The following is a 16619-nucleotide window of genomic DNA, read 5'->3' as shown; positions in this document are numbered from 1 at the left end:
AAGGGATAATCTTCACCCTAAGCACTCTCCTTTACGGCGCACGGACGGAATCACAATGGCAGAGCAGGCACGCAAGAACAGTCTTTGGCGGACCTTCCATGACAAGTTCGTGGTGGAGGAACGCTTCATGGAACCGGCCGCGCGCAAAGCCCTGTACCGGACGGCGATGGTCCTTATCGCCGTGGGAGCCCTGCTGTTTATCGCCACGCTGGTGGGCGTCCTGCAGAGCAACACCGGCCCGTGGGGTCTCGACGAATCCATCCGCGACTGGCTGCTCTCGCTTCGGTCAGAGTCCCTCACCGCGGTGATGATCTTCCTCGCGGTGGTCTTCGGTCCCGTCGCCCTGCCCATCATCGTGCTGGTGGTGACGGTGGTCTGGGGGGTCGCGGCGAAACACGCCTGGCGGCCCATCGTGCTCGCCGCCGCGATGCTCACAGGCGTCGTGATATCGCAGATCATCCTGGCGATCGTCCAGCGCTCGCGGCCCCCGGTGGAACTGATGCTGTTCGGCGCCGACCACACGTTCTCGTTTCCGTCCGGCCATGTGCTGGGTGCCTGCGACTTCCTGCTGGTGACAACCTTCCTGGTGTTCTCGCGGCGGAAAAACCGGAGGACGGCCGCCATCGGCTTCGTTGGCGCGGGCATCGGCGTTGTTCTAGCTGCGCTGAGCCGCCTGTACCTCGGCTACCACTGGCTCAGCGACGCCATGGCCTCGGTCTCCCTCTCGCTGCTGATCCTCGGTGCCGTCATCGCCCTGGATACGTGGCGGACCGCCCGGATCCCCGGCGAACGGATCACCGGCGAGCTCTCCAAAGCGGACGCGCCGGGGGATTAGCCGCGATGGCAACCGAGGACGATGTGCGGCGGATGTGCCTGCCGCTGCCCGGTGTCACCGAACGCAGCAGCTGGGACCAGCCCGCGTGGTTCGCGAAGGCCCTGATGGCGCGCATGTGGGAGGACGGCGTGCTGACGGTGAAGACAACCGAGCGGGAGGCGCTGGCCGGTACGGAACCCGAGACGTATTCCTGGACTCCGCACCATGAGCGATCGCCGCAGCTGGTGCTGGTCCGGCTGGCCCGCATCGGCCGACGAACTCGGAGAACTGCTGGAGGATTCCTACCGGCTGGCGGGCGGTCTGGGGTCCGGACCAGCCGCAGGACACTAGAGCTCGGGGAGTGACCGCGCACGTTTGAGGGCACGGTGCAGCCTGGCGTTGGTGGCCTCAAGTTCCAGGACTTTTGCGATGCCGGCCAGGTTGAGTCCTTGCTCCAGCAGTTCCCCGATGTGCAGGAGTACGGCGATATCGGCATCACTGTACTGGCGGGTACCACCTGAGGTTCGGGCGGGCGTGAGCAGGCCCCGTGTCTCGTAGAGCCGGATGTTCTGCTGGCCTGTGCCCGTTAGCTGGGCCGCCACGGAGATGGCATACAGTGCCCGTCCGGCCGTGGGCAACGGTTCATGCCCTGAAGTGGGCCCTGTCACGTCAGCTCCAAATTTCCTCCAAAGTTGTCTTGCTTCAGCTTCCCACGAGTGCTATAAAAAATCTATATCCACCACCATAGATAAGTGGAGCGGTGGGTAATGCGATCAAAATCAACAACTTCACGCTGAAGGAGTGGGAAATGATGTTAATGCGCACGGATCCGTTCCGTGAGCTGGACCGGCTCACCCAGCAGGTCTTTGGAACGGCGGCACGGCCGGCAGCCATGCCCATGGACGCCTGGCAGGAAGACGGCGAATTCGTGGTCGCGTTCGACCTTCCGGGTGTCAAGGTGGACACCGTGGACCTGAACGTCGAGCGCAATGTCCTGACGGTCCGGGCGGAGCGCCTCGATCCGACCCAGCCCAACATTGAACTGGTGGCCTCCGAACGTCCCCGCGGGGTGTTCAGCCGCCAATTGATCCTGGGCGACACCCTGGACACGGACCACATCAAGGCCAGCTACGACCAGGGGGTCCTGACCCTGCGGATCCCGGTGGCGGAGCAGGCCAAGCCGCGCAAGATCGAGATCGAAACAAAGGGCCAGCTGCACGAAATCGGAGGCTAGCCCTTCCCCGGGGCGCCGGCAGCCTGCTACCGGCGCCCCGCGCCCATACCCATGAGTATTCCCGGAAGCCACCATGACCAGCCAGGCGGACTACTACGACGTGCTGCGGGTGGAGCCCGCTGCCAGCCAGCAGGAGATCTCCCGCGCCTATCGGGCGCTCATGCGCACCCATCATCCGGACCTTGGCGGCGGCGCACCAGACGGCGCAAAAGCTGGCGGCGACCTGTCCCGTGGCGAGCTGCTGCAGATCATGCAGGCATTCTTCGTCCTGCGCGACCCGGCGCGGCGCGCAGCCTACGACCGGAGCTGCACTGGCATAAGCGCGAGGGGCGCTGGTCCGATCGTAATCCCCGTCCGAAAGGTCAATAGCAGGGATGTTCCGGCTGGCAACACCATAAGAATCACGCCCGTGCGCTGGGAAAGCGGTCCGTGGACGTAGGCCCGAAAGACGACAGCCATCAACCGCGAGGAGGCGGACAACAATGACCGAGTGGCGCCGCTACGATTCCCACCTGATCCCCGCGTTCCACGAACGCTTCGAGCAACGCTGGGGCAAGGGCACCGCGCCGTTCCTGAACCCTGAAGCCCACGAAGAGCCGTTGCCCAGGGCCCAATGGATCAACCCCGTCACCGGCGCGGCCCTGGCCGTTGTGCCCGTGTGGACCGCAGAAGAGGAACAGCAGCGGTCCTTCGGAGTGTTCTACCTTCCGCCCGCCGGCGATATCTGGGTGCTCCGGCCCGGATACACCGGCTACCTGGAGCCGGCCGAAGACGACACGGAGCAACTCGTCACGCTCCGGAACGATGCCTACCGGAAGGCTGTTGCCCACGCCAAGGAATTTCTGTTCGGCTCACAATGAGTCGGCTCATCCTGCGAGGCCTGGTCCCGGGATGCCGGACGTTGGCATACCAGGCCCGGGAAACCCGGCCCTGGAAATCCGGGCCCCGGGAATCCCGGCGAACCGGCCGCGTCCGTGCCGCTGCCCAGCAGGCTGCGGGTGAGGGTTTCGGCGTCGGCCATCAGGTCCTCCACGGCGGCCGCCAGGTGCGAATCGGACACCGGCGCGTCATCCAGCGCCGCAGCCACCACGGCCCGCCGGACCAGTTCCCGGGCGAAGGATGCGGTGGTTCCCGCCGTCCGTTCCGCGGCGGCATCAAATGCCGCCGGGCTGAACGCCACCAGGCGGCCGTACAGTCCCAGCAGCCTGACCCGCTCGGCATGGGCCGGCAGCGGGATCTCCACCGCGAGGTCCACCCGGCCCGGGCGCTGCGCCAGCGCCCGCTCCAGCATGTCCGGCCGGTTGGTGGTGAGCACGAACGCGACGTCGGCGTCGTTATCCAGGCCATCCATGGCGTCGAGCACCTCAAACAGCAGCGGCTGCGGCCCGTGCCCGAAACTCCGGTCCTCGGCGATGAGATCGCAATCCTCCAGCACTACGATCGAGGGCTGCAGCGCCCGCGCCATGCGTGCCGCCTCCGAGATCCTGGCGAGGGAACCGCCCGAGAGGAGGATCGCCGTCGAACCTTCACTCTGGCTCAGCAGGTGGCGCACGGTGTGCGTCTTGCCGGTCCCCGGCCGGCCGTACAGCAGGATGCCGCGTTTGAGGTGCTGGCCGTGCTGTTTGAGGGACGCCCGGTGCGTGGCGATGCCCACGGTGTGGTCCGCGACCTTCTGCAGCAGGCCGTCGGGCATGATCACGTCCGACGCCGGGAGGCTGGGGCGGTGGTGGAACGTCACCCCCGCGGTGCTCGGCCCGTACTCGGACATGACTAAGGAGATGACCTGTCCCTTGAGGACGCTGTTGTTGTCCATCCGGAGGCGGAACTCGGCCAGGAATCCGGTGGCTGCTTCCGGCCGGGCGGCCAGCACTTCCAAAGTGGCGGACTGACGCCCGGTATACGGGGCCGCGTCGCGCTGCAATACGGCCAGCCTGTGCCCTTCGCGGCTGAAGAGCCAGAGCCCTATGGCCACCGCTTGGCGCTGCTGGTCAGGCCCCACGGCAAGGTTCGTGTACTCGGGCTGGGACAGGGGAAACTGGGGAAACAGCTGCGAGTGCTGCACCATGTCGCTGAGCGACTGGTGGTGCCGCTGGCCGCCGCCGCCGATGCCCACCAGCCGGCTGTCCGGATCCTGACCGGCAAACTCCGCCATCAGGATGTCCGCGTCCACAAACCGGTGCGGCAGGATGTTCTCCACAACCACGGAGAGGCCTTCAGCCGACTCACCCGGGTGCTCCGTCAGCGCCTCAAGCAGCCGCTTGCCCGCCTGCTGCCGGTGGTTTCCGGCCTGCGTCAGCTGGACCAGCTCGGAAAAATCGTCGATGAACTTCCCCAGTTTTTCATCATGCTCAGATCTAGCAGCGACGCTCGTCAGCAGCCCTGCCGTGTGCCATTCTGGGACGTACCCGTTCCACGCTTTCTCGGTCATGAAGGACTGAATCCATGCACATTTCCGCCAAGGACCTGGCCGCCCTCATCCCTGCGGACTTCACGCTGGGCGTGGCCACGGCGGCCTTCCAGATCGAGGGAGCCCTTACTGAAGACGGCAGGGGCACGGCGGGCTGGGACGTGTTTTCGGCCAAGGAAGGTGCCATCGTGGGCGGGCACAGCCCGGCCGTAGCCTGCGACCACTACCACCGCATGCCCGGCGATGTTGCCCTTATGAAGCAGCTGGGTGTCGACTCGTACCGGTTCTCACTGTCCTGGCCCCGGATCCAGCCCAACGGCAGCGGCCCGGTGAACCCTGCCGGGCTGGCGTTCTATGACCGGCTTCTGGACGAACTCCTGGCCAACGGGATTTCGCCCATGGTCACCCTCTATCACTGGGACACTCCGCTGGCACTGGACGACGCCGGCGGCTGGATGAATCGCGATACCGCCTACCGCCTGGGGGAGTTCGCCGCGATTGCCGCTGCTGCGTACGGCGACCGCGTTGCCCGATGGGTCACCATCAACGAGCCCGCCACGGTCAGCACCAACGGCTACACCATGGGCCTGCACTCACCGGGCGAAGCACTTATGGTCAACGCGTTGCCTACCGTGCACCACCAGCTTCTGGGCCACGGGCTCGCGATGCAGGCATTGCGGGCGGCGGGGGTCCCAGGCGAGATCGGGATGACCAACGTGTACTCGCCTATGGTCCCGAACTCCATCAACCCCCTGGACTGGATGAGTGCGGGCCTGATGGACATCGCCCAGAACCGGCTGTACGCGGACCCCGTCCTCACTGGCCAATATCCGGATATCATCCGCGCCGCGAAGTTCTTCGGCTCATTCGAACATCCGGACGAGGACATGGAGATCATCTCCCAGCCGCTGGATTTCTACGGCCTGAACTACTACATGCCCACGAAGGTGGCTTTCGGTCCTGGTGAAGGGGCTGTGCCGGCGAGCATGGCGGAGGCCATGGGCAGTGACTTGAGTGCGGCAGGCAACGGCTCCACGCCGTTCCACGTCGAGGCCTGGCCCGAAGCGGACATCACCTCCTACGGCTGGCCGGTGAAGCCCGAGTACATGGGGGTGGCGTTGAAAGAGATGGCAGAGCGGTACCCGCATCTGCCGCCGGTGATCATCACCGAGGGCGGGGCGAGTTTCGAGGACATCATCGTCCGTGACAAGTCCACCAACACCACCTTCATCCCGGACGAGCGGCGGCTGAAATACCTGTCGGACCACATCGAGTCAGCGCTGAAGGCCACGGCCCCGGGCGGTGACGCAGAGGGCATCGACCTGCGGGGCTACTACGTGTGGTCGCTCCTGGACAATTTCGAATGGTCGGCAGGCTACAACCAGCCGTTCGGCCTGCTGCATGTTGATTTCGAGACCCTGGAGCGCACGCCGAAGGCGTCCTACTTCTGGCTTCAGGAGCTCATCGAGGAGCGGAACCTTGCCGCGACGGCGGGTGCCGCCGTCGCGCAGGCCGCCAGTGAGGAACCGGACACTGCCGCTGATCCCGAAACGGCGGTATCTCCCGACGACGGCGTGACCACCTCAGGTGCCACCGCCTAGTGTCCTGGGAACCTAGCCGGCGTGGTGCGCGTCCTCCGGGTCCTCGGGTGAGTCATCGCGACGTTCCTTCACCAGCTTGCTGGCACTCACCAGCCGTAGCGCGGTCACCAGCAGGACCCCGCCAAGCACATTAAAGACCACTACATAGGAAAACCAGCCGAGCCATTGAAGGTAGTTGATGTCAGCACCCGTGTGGATGGCACCGAAGATCAGCAGCGAGTCCAGGATCGAGTGGAAGAGCTGCAGCCCGTAGAGCAGGAAAGCGCCAACGACGGCGGCCGCGATCTTGCCGGTGACGCTGTCCGTCCCGTGCTGCATGCGGGTCATCAACGTGATGGTGCTCCCCGCCAACACGGCAAGACACACGGTTTTCCAGTTAAACCCGGCGTCGAGATAGTGGGTGGCTTCCTTCGTGATGGTCTCGCTCCACTGCGGGAACGCTGTCATGATCAATGCCATGAACAGCCAACCGCCCACCAGGTTAGCGATGAGTGTGCCGCCCCAGAGCTTCCCGAGCTGCGCGTAGCTTGCCTCCCGTGCGACGACCGCGGCAATGGGCACCAGGAAGCCTTCCGTGAACAGCTCGCTCTTGGCCAGCAGGAGGGCGATGAGGCCTGCACTGAACGCCAATCCCGCGAGAAGGTGGTTCTCGGTCTCATATAGAACGCCGAGGTACGCCATAATGCCAACGCCTATTTCAAACCCGCCGAACAAGCCGGTGATGAGCACGTCCCGAAAGGAGCGGGTCAGCCGCTGCGCGCCTTCCTCAACCGTGCGGTCGAAGGATTCCTCCACCTCCTCCTCAACCGGGCCTGGATTGTCGCCAAGTTCCCGCCGCCGCGCATCGCCGTCGGTGTCGCTCATGCGTGTCGCCTATCCGCCTGAAAGTGTGTGGTGATTGATCTAGAGGAGGTCCAGGACCTTGAGCTGCTTGGCCATCCCCGCGCCGTCCGGCGAATAGATCCAGGGCACCACAGAGGTGGTGTGGTCGCCGTTCTCGGAGTGCCCGCCGGCGAAGACGGACTCGCTGACGGAGAGCTGCCGGATGGCGATCGCGGCCACCTTGTCGGCGTTTTCCTGGGCGAAGCCTGAGTAGATCTGTTCGTCATGCTGGCCGTTGTCGCCGATCAGGAGCCACCGCATGTCCGGGAATTCCTTGGCGAGGCGCTCCAGGTTGCGGTGCTTATGCTCCTGCCCGCTGCGGAACCAGCGGTCCTGGGTCAGGCCCCAGTCGGTGAGCAGGAGGGCGCCGGATGGATACATGTTCCGGCCCAGGAACCGCGCCAGGGTGGGGGCAGCATTCCACGGACCCGTGGACAGGTAGATAACGGGCGCGTCCGGGTGTTCAATGGTGAGCCTTTCCAGCAGGACCGCCATCCCCGGCGTCGCCATCCGGGCCCGTTCGCTGAGGACAAACGTGTTCCACAGGGCCAGGAATGGCCTCGGCAGGGCGGTGACCATCACGGTGTCGTCGATGTCGGACACGATGCCGAACTTCGCATCGGCATCGATCACCTGGATCAGCGTCTCCACGGGTTCGGTCCCGTCAGCCTGCAGGATGGCGGTGTGCCAGCCCGGCGGGAGCTGCACGTCCACCACGGTGTCGATCAGGCCGCCCCGGTCCGCCCGGACCCGGGTGGTGACGCCGCCGATGGTAATTTCCACCTCGATGAACTGCAGGGGGACGCTGGTGAAGGCCCGCCAGCCGCGGACGTTTTGCGTGCCGTTGCGGGCCGCCTGCTCGGCCCGGCTGCCCGGGGCCGGATTCTTGGTCAACAGGACGCGGCCGAGCACGCGTACCCAGCCGGTTGAACCGTAGCCCTGGTACGCGATGGTCTGCGGTGCGAAATTCCAGCCCTTGGCGAGCTGGATTCGGACGGCGTTGACGACGGCGGAGATCCGGTGCGCCAGGCGTAAAAGCTGGGTGCCGGACAGCGGTGCGGGGTGCGGAGTGTTCTGCGGTGAATTCTGAGGAGCCCTGTCCATGTCTCCACTCTGCCACAGCGCAGCCGCTCGCCCGGCACGTCCGGCGGTCCCGCCGTCGTACGTGACGTCAGCCCTCAATCAGGAACCCGGAGTGCCCACCCAACCCCGTCGGCAATCCTTGTGGCAGTGTATGGGAATGGCGCGCATTGAAGATTATGCAGTAGTTGGCGACCTCCACACCGGCGCCCTGGTCAGCACCGAGGGCTCCATCGACTGGCTTTGCCTGCCGCGCTTCGACTCCCCGGCATGTTTCAACGCGCTCCTGGATACGCCGGAGGCCGGACGCTGGCTACTGGCACCCGAGAGCGGCGGCACCTGCACCAGGCGCGGCTACCGGGAGGGGACCCTGATCCTGGAAACAGAATGGGAAACCCCGGAGGGCACCGTCAGGGTTATTGACTTTATGCCACCACGTGATGAGGTGGCGGACATCGTGCGGATCGTCGAGGGCGTGAGCGGAAGCGTCAGGATGTACGGCGAACTGGCGCTGAGGTTCGACTACGGGCATATCGTTCCCTGGGTGCGGCGCGACAGGCACGGCCTGCATGCCATCGCCGGCCCGGACTCCGTCTACTTCGTCACCAAGGCGCCGCTTCACGGCGAGAACATGCACTCCGTCAGTGAATTCACAGTCCACGCGGGGGAGCGCATCCCCTTTGTCCTGACGTGGGCGCCCAGCCACGTTCCCCGCCCGCACACGGTGGACGCCGAGGTAGTGCTGGGCACCACCCTGGCCTTCTGGCGCGGCTGGGCATCCCAGTGCACCGTCCAGGGAAAGTACCAGGATGCCGTGGTCCGTTCGCTGGTGACCCTGAAGGCGCTTACCTACGCTCCCACCGGCGGCATCGTCGCTGCCGTGACAACGTCCCTCCCGGAACAGCTCGGCGGTCCTCGCAACTGGGATTACCGCTACTGCTGGCTGCGGGACGCCACCATGACGCTGCAGGCGCTGCTGGCCGCCGGCTACACCACCGAGGCTGCCGCCTGGCGTGACTGGCTGCTCCGCGCTGTGGCGGGCGATCCGGCCGACCTGCAGATCATGTACGGAATCCACGGCGAACGCAGGCTTCCGGAAATGGAACTGCCGTGGCTTGCCGGGTACGAGAATTCAAAACCCGTGCGGACCGGCAACGGCGCGGCGGAGCAGCTTCAGCTGGACGTCTGGGGCGAGGTGCTGGATTGCCTTGCGCTGACCAGGAACTCCCTGCTGAAGCACACGGACGAATCCTGGGATGTGCAGGTTGCCCTGATGCAGCACTTGGAGACCATCTGGGACCAGCCGGACAACGGACTCTGGGAGATGCGCGGGCCGCGGCGTCATTTCACCCATTCCAAGGTGATGGCTTGGGTGGCCGCAGACCGGATGATTAAGGGTGTCCGCGATTTCGGCCTGCCCGGCCCCGTGGAACGCTGGGAGGCCCTTCGCGACACCATCCACCGGGACGTCATGGCCAACGGCTTCGACCCCGTCCGCAACACTTTTGTGCAGGCGTATGGCAGGCCCGAACTGGATGCCAGCCTGCTGTTGATCCCGCGGGTGGGCTTCCTGCCGCCGGATGATCCCCGGGTGCTGGGGACCATCGACGCGATCCAGCGGGATCTCACCGAAGACGGTTTTGTGCTCCGCTACCGTCCCGCCGACAGCGACGACGGCCTCCCGGGAGACGAAGGGGTGTTCCTGGCCTGCTCGTTCTGGTTGGTGGAGGCCCTGCTGGGCGCGGGACGCACCGAGGAGTCCACCGAACTCTTCGAACGGTTGCTGGAACTCCGCAACGATGTGGGTCTGCTTAGTGAGGAATGGGGCGTCAGGGCAGGACGGCAGTTGGGCAATACGCCCCAGGCCTTCAGCCACTTCGCGCTTGTGACAAGCGCTCTTGAGCTCCATCAGGATACAGTTCGCCGCAGTGACACACCTATTCCCCCGGAGACAGAACGGGTAGGGCAATGAAGGCCTGAGGGCCTGCCCCGCTCTTCACGTCCGGGAGAAAGGTAAGTATACTTACTAGACTTGCGGAGCGCTCCTAATGGGGCTCAGCGCCGCGACTGAACGAGGGGTGGTTGTAATGGCCGGACATTTTGAGCTGGTGGATGCGCCTGACGGCGGCTACAGGGTACGGATGTTGGATGGTTCAGGAAGCCTGATGGCTATCTCGGTGACCTTCCCAACGAAGCGCGCAGCGGTGGCCGGCATTGCGATGGCCCGCGAGATTGCCGGCACAGGCCTGATCAGGGACTTCAGCAACAACGGTGCCGGAACCGTGATCCGGGATCGGATTGGCCCCACGTCATCCCCGAAGGATAGCGCCGCCCGCGGCAAGAAGCTGTCCGGGGCCGCTCGCGCTGTAGTCGGGTGATCACCCAGAGCCACGCCCTGGTCCGCGGGCGGCGATGGGGCGTCTTGTTTGACGTTGATGGGACCCTGGTGGACTCCGCCTACATCCACACGCTCGCGTGGTGGCAGGCGTTCCGACAGCACCAGCATGACGTCCCCATGGCCGCCATTCACCGGTGCGTCGGGATGGGTGGCGATCGTTTGGTGGACACGCTTCTTCCTGCTGGCCGGGACCGCGAGGCCGACGCCGACATCCTGGCCAGCCATGCGGCAGTCTTCGCGCAGAGCTGGCCGTCGCTGCGACCGTTCGACGGCGCCAAGGAGCTGCTTGCGCAGTGTCACGCCGGGGGACTCGCCGTCGCCCTGGCATCATCGGCACGAACGCAGGATCTGAAGGCCACCCGCAAAGCCCTTGGTGCGGACTCGTTCATCCATGCCGCCACCAGCGCGGACGATGCGAAGGCAAGCAAGCCGGCCCCGGACATCCTCGTGGCCGCGCTTGAAGCTGTTGGCGTCCGGGCGGCCGGAGCAGTCTATGTGGGGGATGCGGTGTGGGACATGCAAGCAGCTGCCGCGCTGGGAATCCCTGCCATCGGCGTCACCTGCGGCGGGACCAGTGCCGCCGAACTACGCGAGGCAGGCGCGGCCGAGGTCTACGACGGCCCCCGGGACCTCCTGGACAACCTGCAGGCAAGCGCCATCGGCAGGCTGCTGACGCTGGAATCGAACCCCGCTGGCGCCCAGTAGCGCGAGGGGACACTTGTGGCCCTCCGCGCGGGGGCTTAACTGTCCGTTCGCGCTGGTGCCGGGGCCGGTGAAGGGGTTAGAGGGGCAACAGGGCTGAGAGGTCCGCGCGCAGTCCGGAGGCGGACACTCTGCTCGCCGCGACAGCGTCCGCCCAGCTCAACTGGCCAGTCACCATGCCGAGCCAGGTGGCGGCGTCGCACTCGATCACGTTGGGCGGGGTTCCGCGGGTGTGCCGCGGTCCCTCCACGCACTGGGTGACGCCGAACGGCGGCACCCGCACTTCCACCGAGTTCCCCGGTGCCCGCGCGGTTACCTCCTCCAGCGTGTACCGCACGGCCGTTGCGGTGACGTTGCGGGGGAGCGGAACGTCCGACGGCGACGCGGCGGCTTCCTGCCATGCGGCCAGCGCCGCTGTGCCTTCCTCAATGCCGATCCGACGGCGCGCTACAGCCATGTCAGTCCAGGAGGGCGGACACGGCCGGACCCAGACGGATCTTGCCCACCTCGTGGCTGCCGCCCATCACCGGGGCAACCACTTTTTCGAGAACGCTTGAGACGCCGGGGATATCCACGGCGCCAACCGCGGCGAGGAGGGTCAGTCCCACCAGCGAAGTGGCGCGCAGGTTCCCGTCCAGCATCTTGATGGCCACCGAGACACCCTGGGGTGTGGCCATGGCCAGGACTCCCTCGGCGCCGATCTTGGCGATGATGCCCAGCTCGTCCATCACGATGGTGTTGGCCTCGCCGCGGCCCTGGACGGCCCACGGGTAGTCGAGCATGGAGGTGGTGACGGTGGCGGCGCGGGCGTTGGAGTTCTTGTCGCCCGGGGCCTTGGCCAGCATCGAAAACGCGCGCGCCAGCCCGGTCAGCGAAATAGCAGCAACTGGGGCACCGCAGCCGTCAATGCCCAGATGGGCGATGTGCTCGCCGCTGTATTCCTCGATCACGCTGCGGATGCGCTGCTGCAGGGGATGGTTGGGCTCGAGGTAGCTGTGGGTGTCCCAGCCGTTTTCCGTGCAGGCCCACAGGAAAGCGGCGTGCTTCCCGGAGCAGTTGAAGGCTAGCTTCGATTTGCCCTTTTCGGAACGGACCAGCCAGTTACGGGCCGTCTCGTCCTGCGGCCAGGCGGCGGGGCACTGGAGCTGGTCCTCCCGGACGCCGGCGGCCTTGAGCATCCCCTCCACCACATCCATATGGTCCAGGGAACCGACGTGGCTGCCGCAGGCCACGGCAACCTGCGCGCCGCGCAGGGGTACGCCGGACTGCATGGACGCCAGGGCCTGCAGCGGTTTGAGCGCGGAACGTGCGTACAGGGGAGTCCGGATGTCGCCGAGTTCGGTGACGACGGACCCGTCGGCGGACAGTACGACGGCGGAGCCAATATGCCGGGACTCCACAAAACCGCTTCGTTCAACAACGGCGAGTTCGACGGCGGAGTCCACGGTGAACGTGGCATGCGGGTTGTGCGGCATGTTGCCAGTCTAGGGGCGGAATCGTCGAATGCCGGGCTACTCCACGGTGACCATGACGGACTGCCAGCCGGAGGCGCCGTCGGGCACCGGATCGGCCCGCTGATCGGTCTGGACCTCGCCTGTTCCGTCGGTGGCGCGGACCTTGATGTAGTGCGGTCCGGGTGTGGCTTCCCAGTCGAAGGACCACTGGCGCCACGTGATGAGGGACGCCTCGGTGGACAGGACGGCCTCGGTCCAGGGGTTGTTGTCGATCTGGACTTCCACCTTGGTGATGCCGCGGGTCTGCGCCCATGCCGTGCCGCCGATCGCCACCCGGCCGGCGGGGACCTTGGCGAAGGACTTCGGGACTTCCACCCGGGCCATGGTCTTGATGGGGCCGCGCTCGGACCAGCCGCGCTGGGTCCAGTAGGCCTTGCTGTCCGCAAACCGCGTCACTTCCAGGTCCACCACCCACTTGGTGGCGGAGACAAAACCGTACAGCCCGGGCACCACCATGCGGACCGGATAGCCGTGCTCCAGCGGCAGGGGCTCACCGTTCATGCCGATCGCCAGCATGGCGTCGCGGTCATCCTGCAGGACCTCCAGCGGCGTGGAGGCGCTGAAGCCATCGATCGACGTCGACAGCACCATGTCCGCGCCGTCCTTGGGACGTGCCCTCTTGAGGACCTCGCGAATGGGAAGGCCGAGCCAGCGTGCGTTCCCGGCGAGGTTTCCGCCCACGGGATTGGAGACACAGGTGAGGGTCACGTGCGATTCGATGAGGTCGGCGTCGAGCAGGTCCTGGAACGTGAGACGGACTTCTTCCTCCACCAGCCCGTGCACGCGGAGCTCCCAGTCATCGGCATTGATTTCGGGGACGCTGAGGGCGGTATCGATCCGGTAGAAGTCCCCGTTGGGCGTGATCCAGGGTGTCACGCCGGCAGCGGGGGACTGGACGCCGGCGGGCACAGCCGCGGCGGCCTTTGCCGGGGCGGGCAGTTGCAGGGCATCGCGGGCCTTGGAGACGTTGCTGCGCGCGGCACTGAGCAGGCGTCCGCCCGTGGCCGCGATCCCGGCGCCGATCACGGTGATCCCGGCGGCGGCGAAGAAGCGGCGGCGGCTGGTGGCGGGACGTTCAGGTTCCTCAGCGCCCGTGTCGGCAGGCGCCTCAGGCCAGGACTTCAGCCGCCAGAGCGGGGCGATCAGCAGCCGCAGCACTACCAGCCCGGCAATTGTGCCCAGCACGGTGGGGATGGCATCCAACGGCTTCACGCTGGCCCGCGTCACCACGCTGGCCACGATCACCGCGCCCATAAGCAGCACACCGGCCACGCCTAGCGCCCACTTGCGGTAGGCCACCACACCAAGCACGCAAGCCAGCAGGAAAATGGTCAGGCCCATCCCCACAAACAGCGCGGCTTTGTCATTGGTGCCAAACGTGGTGATGGCAAAGTCCTTCATCCACGGCGGTGTGAAGTCGATGAACGTGGACCCCAACGCGATCACCGGGGTTGCCCGGGCGGTAAAGAACGCTCCGATCAGCTCCGCAACGGAAAGTACGACGGCGGCAGCCGCCACGCCTGCCAGCGCGGCCATTGCGGCGGGACCCTTGAGCCACTTCAGAAGCTTCTTCATGTCTTGGATTCGTTGCGGCGGGCCGCAGGGATGGCCGGACGGGGACACTGCTTAGGAACACCCTTAGGAAACGGCAGGGTGCACAAAGTACCCTTGGGGACTGTGAAGGTACTCGTCATTGGCCCTGGAGGCCGCGAACACGCCATTGTCCGCTCCCTGCTCGCCGACCCCAACGTTTCCGAGGTCCATGCAGCTCCCGGCAACGCCGGCATCAGCAAACTGGTCCCCACCCACAACATTGACGGGAATGATCCCGACGCCGTCGCGGCACTGGCCACCAAGCTCGGCGTGGACCTCGTCGTGGTGGGCCCCGAGGCGCCGCTGGCTGCCGGGGTATCCGACGCCGTCCGCGACGCCGGCATTCCGGTCTTTGGCCCCAGCAAGGCCGCGGCCCAGCTGGAAGCCTCCAAAGCGTTCGCCAAGGAAGTCATGGCCGAAGCGGGAGTCCCCACAGCCATGGCGATGGTGGCCACAAACGCCGAGGAAGCCGCCGCGGCCCTCGACACCTTCGGCGCCCCCTACGTGGTGAAGGACGACGGCCTCGCGGCCGGCAAGGGCGTAGTGGTCACCAACAACCGCGACGAAGCCCTGGCCCACGCGCAGACGTGCTTCGACGCCGCCGGCACCGTGGTGATCGAGGAATTCCTCGATGGCCCCGAGGTGTCCGTTTTTGTCCTGTGCGACGGCCGCAACACCGTGGCGCTGTCCCCGGCGCAGGACTTCAAGCGCATCTTCGACAACGACGAAGGCCCCAACACCGGCGGCATGGGTGCCTACACGCCGCTGGAATGGGCTCCCGCCGGACTGGTCCAGGAAGTCATCGACCGGGTGGCCCAGCCCACGGTCAACGAGATGGCGAACCGCGGCACCCCGTTCGTGGGTGTGCTGTTTGTTGGCTTGGCGCTGACTACGCGCGGCACCCGCGTCATCGAATTCAACGTCCGCTTCGGCGACCCCGAGACGCAGGCCGTGCTGGCCCGGCTCAAAACCCCCCTGGGTGCGCTGCTGCTGGCAGCCGCCAAGGGCGAACTGGACAAGGCAGACGAGCTGCGCTGGTCCAAGGAGACTGCCGTCGCCGTCGTCGTCGCGTCCGAAAACTACCCGGACTCCCCGCGCACCGGTGACCGCATCCGCGGACTCAAGAAGGTGGATGAGCTCGACGGCGTGCACGTGATCCACGCAGGCACCGCGCTCGACGACGACGGCAAGGTTATCTCCGCCGGCGGCCGGGTGCTCGCCGTCGTTGCTCTCGGCAGCGACCTGGTGGAGGCCCGGGAACGGGCCTACGACGGCGTGGAGCTGGTTCAGCTGGAAGGCTCCCAGTTCCGGACGGACATCGGCCGCAAGGCCGCCCGCGGCGAAATCAAGGTAACGGCCTTGGCCACCGGATCTGCCACCGGATCGCTCCCTGTCACGAAGGCGAAGGCGAAGGCATAACATGACCGAGAATTCCGCCCAGGAACCACAGCAGCCCCGCGGCTTCAGCACCGAAACCCTGGACCTGCCGGGCTGGACGCACGTTTACTCCGGCAAGGTCCGCGACCTCTACGAACCGGCGGACGAAGCCATCCGCCAGCAGGTGGGACAGGACTGCGTCCTGGTGGTGGCAAGCGACCGCATCAGCGCCTTCGACCACGTGCTGGCCAGCGAAATCCCGGACAAGGGCCGCATCCTCACGCAGTTGAGCCTGTGGTGGTTCGACCAGCTTGACGTGGTCCACCACGTGCTGGCATCCACCGTGGAAGACGGCGTTCCCGCGGCCGTGGAAGGCCGCGCGATGATCTGCAGGAAGCTGGACATGTTCCCCGTGGAATGCATCGCCCGCGGCTACCTCACCGGCACGGGACTGCTGGAGTACAAGGGCAGGGGGACCGTCTGCGAGATTCCGCTGCCGCCGGGCCTGGTGGACGGGTCCCGGCTGGAACAGGCCATCTTCACACCGTCTGCCAAGGCCGAAGTGGGCGAGCATGACGAGAACATCTCCTACAACGATGTTGTGGCCATGGTGGGGGACGACATCGCCGCACGCCTGAGCGAGCTGACCCTCAAGATCTACACCGGCGCCGAGAAGATCGCCCGCGAACGCGGCATCATCCTCGCCGACACCAAGGTGGAGTTCGGCTACGATGCCGTGTCCGGGGCCATCACCCTGGGCGATGAGGTCCTGACGCCGGATTCCTCGCGTTTCTGGGATGCGGCCACGTATGAGCCGGGCAAGGCGCAGCCTTCCTATGACAAGCAGTATGTGCGCGACTGGCTCACGTCGGCCGAATCCGGCTGGGACAAGAACTCCGACGAGGCACCGCCCGCCCTGCCGGCGGACGTCGTGGCCCGGACGCGCAGCCGCTACGTCGAGGCCTACGAGAAGATCACCGGCAGGACGTTCGCCTAGCACACCTTTGACGGGCCCGG

Annotated in this window: 18 protein-coding genes; 11 read left to right on the top strand and 7 right to left on the bottom strand. The window is 66.2% G+C overall.

Annotated features, from left to right (window positions below):
- Positions 1–55: 55 nt before the first annotated feature.
- Both NG701_RS20515 and NG701_RS20510 read left to right on the top strand, forming a co-directional pair.
- The gene (locus NG701_RS20515) at positions 56–835 is read left to right on the top strand and encodes a phosphatase PAP2 family protein (protein WP_252570429.1); all 780 of its coding nucleotides are present in this window, start codon (positions 56–58) and stop codon (positions 833–835) included.
- 5 nt (positions 836–840) lie between these two features.
- A complete protein-coding gene (locus tag NG701_RS20510) occupies positions 841–1179 on the top strand; it encodes an MmcQ/YjbR family DNA-binding protein (RefSeq protein WP_252570427.1) in 339 nt (112 codons plus the stop codon).
- On the opposite strand, the gene NG701_RS20505 is transcribed toward NG701_RS20510, so the two are convergent.
- The gene (locus tag NG701_RS20505; RefSeq protein ID WP_252570426.1) at positions 1162–1482 is read right to left on the bottom strand and encodes a MerR family transcriptional regulator; all 321 of its coding nucleotides are present in this window, start codon (positions 1480–1482) and stop codon (positions 1162–1164) included. The two genes, NG701_RS20510 and NG701_RS20505, sit on opposite strands and share 18 nt — an antisense overlap.
- Before the next feature lie 143 nt (positions 1483–1625).
- On the opposite strand from NG701_RS20505, the gene NG701_RS20500 reads away from it, so the two are divergent.
- The 3 genes from NG701_RS20500 to NG701_RS20490 all read left to right on the top strand — a co-directional run bounded on the left by NG701_RS20500 (position 1626) and on the right by NG701_RS20490 (position 2908).
- Positions 1626–2048, top strand: coding sequence for an Hsp20/alpha crystallin family protein (locus NG701_RS20500; RefSeq protein WP_252570598.1), 423 nt, complete (start codon positions 1626–1628; stop codon positions 2046–2048).
- A 73-nt stretch (positions 2049–2121) separates the two neighbouring features.
- On the top strand, positions 2122–2487 hold the full coding sequence (locus NG701_RS20495) for a J domain-containing protein (RefSeq protein ID WP_252570424.1): 366 nt from the start codon (positions 2122–2124) through the stop codon (positions 2485–2487).
- Between the two features lie 43 nt (positions 2488–2530).
- Positions 2531–2908: a hypothetical protein gene (locus NG701_RS20490; RefSeq protein WP_252570422.1), complete on the top strand. Its 378-nt coding sequence runs from the start codon at positions 2531–2533 to the stop codon at positions 2906–2908.
- Here NG701_RS20490 and NG701_RS20485 read toward each other — a convergent pair.
- On the bottom strand, positions 2857–4476 hold the full coding sequence (locus tag NG701_RS20485) for an AAA family ATPase (protein WP_252570420.1): 1620 nt from the start codon (positions 4474–4476) through the stop codon (positions 2857–2859). The genes NG701_RS20490 and NG701_RS20485 overlap by 52 nt on opposite strands.
- A 14-nt stretch (positions 4477–4490) precedes the next feature.
- Between NG701_RS20485 and NG701_RS20480 the strand changes: the two genes are divergently transcribed.
- Positions 4491–6056, top strand: a complete 1566-nt coding sequence (locus NG701_RS20480) for a glycoside hydrolase family 1 protein (protein ID WP_252570418.1) — start codon at positions 4491–4493, stop codon at positions 6054–6056.
- Positions 6057–6068: 12 nt separating this feature from the next.
- Here the strand turns inward: NG701_RS20480 and NG701_RS20475 are convergent, their stop codons facing one another.
- Both NG701_RS20475 and NG701_RS20470 read right to left on the bottom strand, forming a co-directional pair.
- The gene (locus NG701_RS20475) at positions 6069–6920 is read right to left on the bottom strand and encodes a formate/nitrite transporter family protein (protein ID WP_252570416.1); all 852 of its coding nucleotides are present in this window, start codon (positions 6918–6920) and stop codon (positions 6069–6071) included.
- Between the two features lie 39 nt (positions 6921–6959).
- Positions 6960–8042 carry an App1 family protein phosphatidate phosphatase gene (locus NG701_RS20470; protein ID WP_252570415.1) on the bottom strand — a complete coding sequence of 361 codons (1083 nt, stop codon included), beginning with the start codon at positions 8040–8042 and terminating at the stop codon, positions 6960–6962.
- A gap of 136 nt (positions 8043–8178) precedes the next feature.
- On the opposite strand from NG701_RS20470, the gene NG701_RS20465 reads away from it, so the two are divergent.
- The 3 genes from NG701_RS20465 to NG701_RS20455 all read left to right on the top strand — a co-directional run bounded on the left by NG701_RS20465 (position 8179) and on the right by NG701_RS20455 (position 11121).
- Complete coding sequence (locus tag NG701_RS20465) at positions 8179–9990, top strand: glycoside hydrolase family 15 protein (RefSeq protein ID WP_252570414.1); 1812 nt, start codon at positions 8179–8181, stop codon at positions 9988–9990.
- 115 nt (positions 9991–10105) lie between these two features.
- A complete protein-coding gene (locus NG701_RS20460) occupies positions 10106–10396 on the top strand; it encodes a YegP family protein (RefSeq protein ID WP_252570412.1) in 291 nt (96 codons plus the stop codon).
- A gap of 44 nt (positions 10397–10440) precedes the next feature.
- Positions 10441–11121 (top strand): HAD family hydrolase, encoded by a 681-nt coding sequence (locus tag NG701_RS20455; RefSeq protein ID WP_252570410.1) that lies wholly within the window; start codon positions 10441–10443, stop codon positions 11119–11121.
- Positions 11122–11197: 76 nt separating this feature from the next.
- Here the strand turns inward: NG701_RS20455 and NG701_RS20450 are convergent, their stop codons facing one another.
- From NG701_RS20450 to NG701_RS20440, 3 genes are read right to left on the bottom strand one after another with little or no spacing between them, the layout of a single operon-like run.
- Positions 11198–11575 (bottom strand): sterol carrier family protein, encoded by a 378-nt coding sequence (locus NG701_RS20450; protein ID WP_252570408.1) that lies wholly within the window; start codon positions 11573–11575, stop codon positions 11198–11200.
- 1 nt (position 11576) lies between these two features.
- Positions 11577–12593, bottom strand: coding sequence for an asparaginase (locus NG701_RS20445; protein ID WP_252570406.1), 1017 nt, complete (start codon positions 12591–12593; stop codon positions 11577–11579).
- A gap of 36 nt (positions 12594–12629) precedes the next feature.
- On the bottom strand, positions 12630–14207 hold the full coding sequence (locus tag NG701_RS20440; RefSeq protein WP_252570404.1) for a molybdopterin-dependent oxidoreductase: 1578 nt from the start codon (positions 14205–14207) through the stop codon (positions 12630–12632).
- A 102-nt stretch (positions 14208–14309) separates the two neighbouring features.
- Between NG701_RS20440 and purD the strand changes: the two genes are divergently transcribed.
- Positions 14310–15644, top strand: a complete 1335-nt coding sequence (gene purD, locus NG701_RS20435; protein WP_252570596.1) for a phosphoribosylamine--glycine ligase — start codon at positions 14310–14312, stop codon at positions 15642–15644.
- A gap of 1 nt (position 15645) precedes the next feature.
- Positions 15646–16599 (top strand): phosphoribosylaminoimidazolesuccinocarboxamide synthase, encoded by a 954-nt coding sequence (locus NG701_RS20430; RefSeq protein ID WP_252570402.1) that lies wholly within the window; start codon positions 15646–15648, stop codon positions 16597–16599.
- Positions 16600–16619 lie beyond the last annotated feature (20 nt).

It is taken from the genome of Pseudarthrobacter cellobiosi, assembly GCF_023913815.1.
GTDB lineage: Bacteria > Actinomycetota > Actinomycetes > Actinomycetales > Micrococcaceae > Arthrobacter > Arthrobacter cellobiosi.
This window is presented reverse-complemented; position numbering and strand designations above follow the sequence as displayed.

What these genes read in the sequence shown, in the direction of transcription:
- NG701_RS20515 (WP_252570429.1), top strand. Translation starts at nt 56, where the DNA reads ATGGCAGAGCAGGCACGCAAGAACAGTCTTTGGCGGACCTTCCATGAC.
- NG701_RS20510 (WP_252570427.1), top strand. Translation starts at nt 841, where the DNA reads ATGGCAACCGAGGACGATGTGCGGCGGATGTGCCTGCCGCTGCCCGGT.
- NG701_RS20500 (WP_252570598.1), top strand. Translation starts at nt 1,626, where the DNA reads ATGTTAATGCGCACGGATCCGTTCCGTGAGCTGGACCGGCTCACCCAG.
- NG701_RS20495 (WP_252570424.1), top strand. Translation starts at nt 2,122, where the DNA reads ATGACCAGCCAGGCGGACTACTACGACGTGCTGCGGGTGGAGCCCGCT.
- NG701_RS20490 (WP_252570422.1), top strand. Translation starts at nt 2,531, where the DNA reads ATGACCGAGTGGCGCCGCTACGATTCCCACCTGATCCCCGCGTTCCAC.
- NG701_RS20485 (WP_252570420.1), bottom strand. Translation starts at nt 4,476, where the DNA reads ATGACCGAGAAAGCGTGGAACGGGTACGTCCCAGAATGGCACACGGCA.
- NG701_RS20480 (WP_252570418.1), top strand. Translation starts at nt 4,491, where the DNA reads ATGCACATTTCCGCCAAGGACCTGGCCGCCCTCATCCCTGCGGACTTC.
- NG701_RS20475 (WP_252570416.1), bottom strand. Translation starts at nt 6,920, where the DNA reads ATGAGCGACACCGACGGCGATGCGCGGCGGCGGGAACTTGGCGACAAT.
- NG701_RS20470 (WP_252570415.1), bottom strand. Translation starts at nt 8,042, where the DNA reads ATGGACAGGGCTCCTCAGAATTCACCGCAGAACACTCCGCACCCCGCA.
- NG701_RS20465 (WP_252570414.1), top strand. Translation starts at nt 8,179, where the DNA reads ATGGCGCGCATTGAAGATTATGCAGTAGTTGGCGACCTCCACACCGGC.
- NG701_RS20460 (WP_252570412.1), top strand. Translation starts at nt 10,106, where the DNA reads ATGGCCGGACATTTTGAGCTGGTGGATGCGCCTGACGGCGGCTACAGG.
- NG701_RS20450 (WP_252570408.1), bottom strand. Translation starts at nt 11,575, where the DNA reads ATGGCTGTAGCGCGCCGTCGGATCGGCATTGAGGAAGGCACAGCGGCG.
- NG701_RS20445 (WP_252570406.1), bottom strand. Translation starts at nt 12,593, where the DNA reads ATGCCGCACAACCCGCATGCCACGTTCACCGTGGACTCCGCCGTCGAA.
- NG701_RS20440 (WP_252570404.1), bottom strand. Translation starts at nt 14,207, where the DNA reads ATGAAGAAGCTTCTGAAGTGGCTCAAGGGTCCCGCCGCAATGGCCGCG.
- NG701_RS20430 (WP_252570402.1), top strand. Translation starts at nt 15,646, where the DNA reads ATGACCGAGAATTCCGCCCAGGAACCACAGCAGCCCCGCGGCTTCAGC.